Origin of the sequence: uncultured Methanobrevibacter sp. (genome assembly GCF_937906425.1) — an archaeon.
Classification (GTDB): domain Archaea; phylum Methanobacteriota; class Methanobacteria; order Methanobacteriales; family Methanobacteriaceae; genus Methanobrevibacter.
The window spans coordinates 1-7,370 of the sequence record NZ_CALCYR010000082.1 but is presented as its reverse complement, the minus strand read 5'-3'; the positions used below and the strand labels follow the sequence as shown (position 1 = coordinate 7,370).

Genomic DNA, 7,370 nt, shown 5'->3' with positions numbered 1-7,370 from the left:
AAATTAAAAAAATTAAATTAATAAATTGAAAAAAAAGAAAAAAAGTTCTAATAAAAATTAGAACTAAAAAAATTAATTTTAAAATATTAGACAAAGATCTAATTGTACTTTCTAGGTTTAATACCTAAGAATAATGCACAAATGCTTAAGAGTAAAATGGCCAATGGATTTCCAGTATTCTTTAATCCAATACCATCATCCAAACCATTTCCATTGGCATTGCCATTTGAAGCTCCATAATTATTGGAATTAGCATTTCCATTATTATAACCATTGCCGTTTCCATTGCCATTGCCATTGCCGTTAGCATTAGCATTTCCATTGCCATTACCTTTTCCATTAGATTTAGACTTCTTCTCTCCTCCAGTATTTTTACCTAAAGAGAAATCAAAGTTGCCATCATTGAAAACAAATGCCTCTACTTCTGCAGCATCAAAGTTATTGCTTTCATCTGAATCAGGTGTGGAAGTGTAAACAGTTACATTGTTTTGGATAATTCCATCTTTTAAAGCCCTTGTGGTAAGTACCAAATTAACGGTTTCTCCATTTGCCAAATCACCAATATCCCATTTATATTCATTGTCTCCATTGGATTCATTTATTATATTCTCCAATGTTCCACGGGTCAAGTCATGACCAAGATATTCCAATCCGTCAGGCAATGTATTGTAAAGGCTTACATCACTTGCAGTGTCAGGACCATTGTTTACAACAGTTACAATCCAATTGACTGTCTCATCGGTATAGACCATTTCCTCATCAGGAAGGATTCTTACTTCCAAGTCACATAATGGATTAATAATCAATGATTCCTCATCATTATTATTTTCCAAATTCACTTCAAATGTGGAAGTATTAACCTTTGTTGGAAGAGTGAGATTATCATTGGTCTTGTTTACCAAGACAGAAATGATTAAGGTCTTATTATCTCCAATATCCAATTCACCTACATTCCAATTTAAAGGACCTCTATTGGATTTTGAATCTTCAGTTTGATTTGAATCATCTGTACCATCAGATAATGAATTGGAATCCTCAGATGAAGAATTAGAACCATCGACATTAGATGAATTAGAGTTACTGGATGAAGAAGCAGAATCATCATTAGATGAAGAACCGGTTTCATTTGATTCTAATTGATTCAAATCCTCTGAACTGTTTAAAATAACTAATCCTAAAGACTCTAAATCAGGAATGATAAGATTTACATCCTTTGCAGCATCAGGACCATCATTTGAAACAATAACGGTAATGTTTATTACATCATCAAGGTTAACTGGATCTTCCGGAACAATCAAATCAACTGAAACATCACATAAAGGTTCAACAGTTATTGTTCCATCATCCATATTGTTGGAATATTCCAATTCATATGTGCTGCTGTTGACAATTCCATCCACAGTGAGATTCTTGTTGGAAGTGTTTACCAAAAGAACCAAGTCCAAGGTCTTGTTTTCTCCATCAGAAAGGTTTCCAATAATCCATTGGCTTGCATTTTGATCGAAACCATTGTCTGAACTGTTTATGATTACAAATCCTAAATCCTCAAGATTTGAAATATTAATTACAGCATTTATTGCATCATCGGGACCCTGATTTTCAACAACAATGCTTAAATTAAGAGTATCATTATAATTTAAAGGACCTTCCGGAAGATTGATGTCAATGGACAAGTCACATAATGGATTTACAGTTATTGAATCATTGTCATAATTGTTTTGATAATTCAACTCATATGTACTGCTGTTTACCCTTGATTGAACTGGAATAATATCATCTGATTTGTTTACCTTTACATAGATTGACAAGTTCCTGTCATCCCCACTGCTTAGATTACCAACAATCCATTTGTAGATATCTTGAGCAGAATCAGACAAAATAGTTGATTTTAAAAGATTACTAGAACTTGAAACAATGTTTTTAGAATTGTTTGAAGCGGATTCCTTATAGAAATAATCCTTTAAGGAACTTTCCAAAACAATTAATCCCAATGAATCTAAATCGGAAATAGTAGCGACTGTATTAATTGCATCATCAGGACCATTGTTTTTAACATTTATCTTTATCTCTATAATGTCGTCCCTGTTTACCTGATTGTTTCTAATAATAAGGTCAATTGCCAAGTCACATAATGGATTTATGGACATGCTTTCATTATCCTCATTGTTTAGATAATTCAACTCATAGGTACTGCTGTTTACAATTCCATTTATGCTAATGTTTCTGTTGGAATCATTTACCACTACAGTTAAAACCAAAGTCTTGTTCTTTCCGCTTTGAAGATTTCCAAGATTCCACTGACTTGCATTCTCATCAAAACCCTCCAAGGACTTATTTAAAAGAATCAAGCCCAGCTCATCCAAATTGGAAATATTTACACAAGCGTCTATTGCATCATCAGGACCATTGTTTTTAACAGTGAAACTGATTTCAACAGTGTCATTCCTGTTTGGTGAAGCATTGGAAACCGCCACATCAATGGACAAGTCACATAATGGATCAACCCTTATTGAATCATTGTCATAATTGTTTAGATAATTCAACTCATAGGTGCTGCTGTTTATGATTGCACTTATAGGAATTGTCCTGTTTGATGCATTGATTCTGGTGGTCACAATCAGGAAATCGTTCTTTCCACCAGTTATGTTGCCGATTATCCACTGATACAATTCCTTATTCAAATTACCTTCATTTTCCACAATGACAAGACCTAATGACTCCAGCTTGGAGATGTTTACAAATGCATCGATTCCATCATCCGGGCCGAAATTGGATGCGATGAATGACAATATTGCAGTATCCCCTGTCTTAAAGGAATAATTGGAATCAACTATGTTCGCCTTATCGTCAAATACTATAAGGTCTATTGCCAAGTCACACAATGGATTTACAATAAGCGCATCCTCATCCACATTGTTTGAGTAATCAAGTTCATAAGTTGATGAGTTTACAATTGCACCAAGAACAATCTCCTTGTCTGTAAGATTTACCTGAGCATTTACAATCAAGCTAGAGCTTTCATTATCTGAAAGGTTTCCTATAATCCATAGATAAGTATCTGAATCATTGTTTTTAATGAAATTTGGAGAGGCCACACTTGAATTCAATACAATCAAGCCCAAATCATCAAGGTTTGCAATATCCACATAGACATCCTCTGCATCACTTGGACCATTGTTTTTAACAATAAAGGAAATTCCGACAGTATCATTATAGTTAGCGGTATTATTCAATACTTCCACTCTAATCTCCAAATCGCAGAATGGATTTAGAATTATTGAATCATTTCCATAGTTATTTGAATAGTCAGATTCATAGGTGGCACTTTCAACAAGTCCCTCCAAAAGAACTTCATCAGACAGGCTGTTTACAATGGTTTCAAGAACAAGTTTAATCTCTGCACCTCTAGCCATATCTCCAATAAACCATTCTCCACTATCCAAATCATAATCGCTTAAAGACAAGTCTACCTTTGAGGTTGAATTCATGTTAGTTATTCCATAATTTATCAAATCCAAGTCCAAGCCAATCAAGTCACTGATTTCAACGGAAACATCCTCAGCAAGATTAGGACCTAAATTCTTGACGATTACAGTCCAGTTGACTATGTCTCCATTGTTTATCTTTTTATTAGAAACTGTTAGATTAAGGGAAAGGTCACACAATGGCTCAAGATAAATCTCATCCTCATCAAGATTATTGGTCTTTATAGGATCATATGTGTCTGCTGTGACATTGACAGGAATGGCAATTGTCCTGTTTGAAGAGTTTGCAACGGTATTTAGAACAAGTGAAATCTCAGCACCTGAAGCAAGGCTTGGTATTTTCCAAGTGTAGGAGCTTAAGTTCAAACTTGAATTTGAATAATTAGACAGTATCAAAGCGGTATTGTTGAGATTGCCTATTGAAACAACTAGTGAACTGGCATTGTCCGGACCATTGTTTGCCACACTTATTGTCCAATCAACTTCATCCCCAAAGTCCACATCATGTTCTGAAGCCTCAATGGTGATTGCCAAATCAGCTACAGGAACCTTGATGGATTGATTGTCATAATTGTTTGATTTATTTGTATCCTCTTCACTGGAGCTAATGTTTACAGGGAAATTGACTGTTCCTGTTCTGTTTATTCTTGTATTTATTGCCAATGTCTGATTTTCACCGACCAATAAATCTCCAATATTCCAAATTCCGCTAGTGGCATTGTAGGAGCCTGTTGAAGGGCTTGATGAGGTTACAAGAACTCCGCTTGGAATTATTGCACTTACATTTACATTGCTTGCATTGTTCGGACCGAGATTATTGACCTTAATGGTGAACTTAACTGTTTTATTGTATTCAACAGTTGTTCTGCTTGCCACAATGTCTATGGACAAATCAACAAGAGGCAATATTTCAAACTCATCACTTGAGTCTATTTCCTTATAGTAGTCATCCTCAATATGCTTGGCCATAAGGATATATCTTCCAGGCTCAAGGGTCTTGTTGTAATAATCCTTGAGATTGAAATTAATGTCTCCAAGGATTCCTGTATTGAAGGTTTTGTTCAAGATTATGCTGCTTGAACTTGCCTTGAGAATGTTTGAATCCATATTGGAATATAATATTTTTACATTATCTGAATCCCTGCTGGAATATAAAACATTTTGATTTACTGAATTCCTGCTGGAATATAAAACATTTAGATTTTCTGAATCGGAAAGTGATAATAAATCAAGATTGCCTAAATCCAAAGAAGCTGATTTAATACCTTGAGAATCATCCTTTATGATTACCACATTGACCAATTGGTTGTCTTCCCTGTCGTCCTGATAAAGAAGAGTTCCATTCCTACTGTTGTTTGCACCGCTTACAGGATGGATTTCACTACTACTTGTTAGCTTTTGACCCTTTGAGGATATATAGCTAACATTATAAAAGTAAATTTCTCCAATAGATGCAGTATTATAGATTGCGTTTGCAATATTATTGCCACCTACCAAAGTCAAATTAATTAAAATGTCGCTTCTGTTAAAATAACTGACACTTGGATTTACGGTTGAATTCAATACATAAGTCCATGCCTGGTTTCTGTCAAAATTAGTGTTTGACAGGGTCATGTTCTTTCCATCGGTATATATTGCAGAACCGTTTCTTCCAGTGTTGTAGTTGAAGATGGAGTTGTCTATCCTATTGTTGTTTCCCTTGATATAAACTGCACCGCCAAGACCGCTGCCAATATCGGACTGGCTAGGTATTGCATTGTTGTAGAGGAAATTGGAAGCGATGATGTTTGCATATGAACCGTCGATGTATACTGCACCGCCCTTTTTGCTTGCATTGTCATTGGTGAAGTTTACATTCAATACATTGGCATTGGATCCTTCAATGAATAATGCTGCACCGCTTTCTGCAAGATTGTCCTTAAACAAGGATGAATATACATAGGTATTCTTTCCATTTATGTAGACAGTGCCGTTTTTAACGTTATGGTTTGTGAAATTTGAACCGAATAGATTTGCATTTTCACCTACCACATAGATTGCAGCTCCATAATCTGCAATGTTTTTATTAAAGCTGCTGTTTAATATTGAAGCGTTTGACCCATTGATGAGCACTCCTGCACCAATGTTTTTTGCAAAGTTATTGACAAATGATGAATTCAGCACTATTGCTCTGCTTCCCATAATGAAAAGGGCGCCGCCGTCAGTTTCATTCGCCTTGTTGTCCTTAAAACTTGAATTTAGGATTTTAACATCATTGCCCTTTATCTGTACTGCACCGCCTATTGGAGCAAAATTAGATTCAAAAGAGCAATTTGAAATATTTACACTTATATCTTCACTGTCAAGACCAGTGCTTATGGCTCCTCCAAAGCGTCCTGCACTGTTGTTTATGAATATGCAATTGTATATTTCCCCATCCTCATGAAGTGATGTAGCACCGCCTACCCTGTTACAGGAATTGTTGATGAATGTGGAATTATAGACCTTGATTCCGGGCCTAAAACACAATGCTCCCGCATGGGAACCTGTATAGCTGGTAGTAACAGAATTATTAATGAAAGTACAGTTTACAACATATCCAATATTGGTGTTTGTAAGTTCACCGCCAATCTGTAGGGCTCCGCCATAACCCTGTAGGCCATCATTGTTTACTACAGAGTTGTTTGTAAATATGCAGTTTTCCACTGTAGAGTTTTTGGCAGAGAGAACAATATTTGTACCTTCCGCTGAAAATCCATTTAAAAACTCTGAGTTTTTAAGTCTGAAATTGCTTGTATTCTGATAAACCCTAAGATGTGAAACGAAGCTTGAATTTGAATCCTTGAAAATACAATTGGAAATGCAAACATTGTTCTGATAAACCTTCACAGCTGTAGTGTTTGCATGTGTAAATATACAGTTGCTTATGTTTATGTTGTTTGCGCCGCTGACCAAAAGAATTCCTGAAAGGAACTTTGCATCAAGAGTGGCCTTTTGGCTGGTTAGGGATCCTACAATATTCAATGTCTTGTTTACTCTTATTGCAGAACCGTTTCCGGTGAATGTCTTCCCATCAAGATTGATGGTATCTCCACTACTTGCACCATTTATTTTAGTTTGAATATCTGAAAATGAATTTCCATTAACAGTTAATGTAGATTTAAGAGCGTTCTCATCTGAATTAATAGAATTTAGACCTTTTACACTGTCCAAATTAGATAATTCATTCATAGAGCCGACACAATCTTCATCTTCACTATTAATGACTGTATTTAACTTATTGTAATTTGTTATAGAAGATTCAGACTGTGTTTGATTTGCAAGCTGATCGTCAAGATCAGTTGCACTTACAGTTGAAAATGTTAATACACACAGAAGAACCAAACAAATTAGATTTATTGATTTACATTTCAATGTAATAACACCTCACAATAATTTGGAGAAAAATGAATTCTTTAAATAAATAATAAATTCATTGGTTTTGGTAAATTTAATTTAAAAGAAATTTTAATTTTAGGAAGTCTTTAAACCATAATGTGGAAGATAAAAATTTTACCCGAAATTGAATTGATTTTTAAAATTACAATTAATAGAAGTCAAATTTTAAAAATATTCAATTTGAATAAAAAAAATTCAAAACAAATGAAAAATTCAATTTGAATAAAAAAAATTCAAAACAAATGAAATATTCAATTTGAATGTGAAAATTTAATAAAAATATTAAAAATTTAAAGAATTCTGCATTGAGATTTTTCTCCAAATATTAATTGTTTTTCTTTATTTATAAAATAAACGGTTTTTTTCATTTTAATATTGATTTAAAATAGAAATATTGTTTTAATATTGTTATAATATTCTAAAAAAACTGTAAATTTAAAATAAAAATATAAAATTTAAAATAAATGA

Annotated in this window: 1 protein-coding gene; it reads right to left on the bottom strand. The window is 33.9% G+C overall.

The window, feature by feature from the left end; all coding sequences use genetic code 11:
• Positions 1 to 98 precede the first annotated feature (98 nt).
• Positions 99 to 6,878: a hypothetical protein gene (locus Q0138_RS02295; protein WP_297980372.1), complete on the bottom strand. Its 6,780-nt coding sequence runs from the start codon at positions 6,876 to 6,878 to the stop codon at positions 99 to 101.
• Positions 6,879 to 7,370 lie beyond the last annotated feature (492 nt).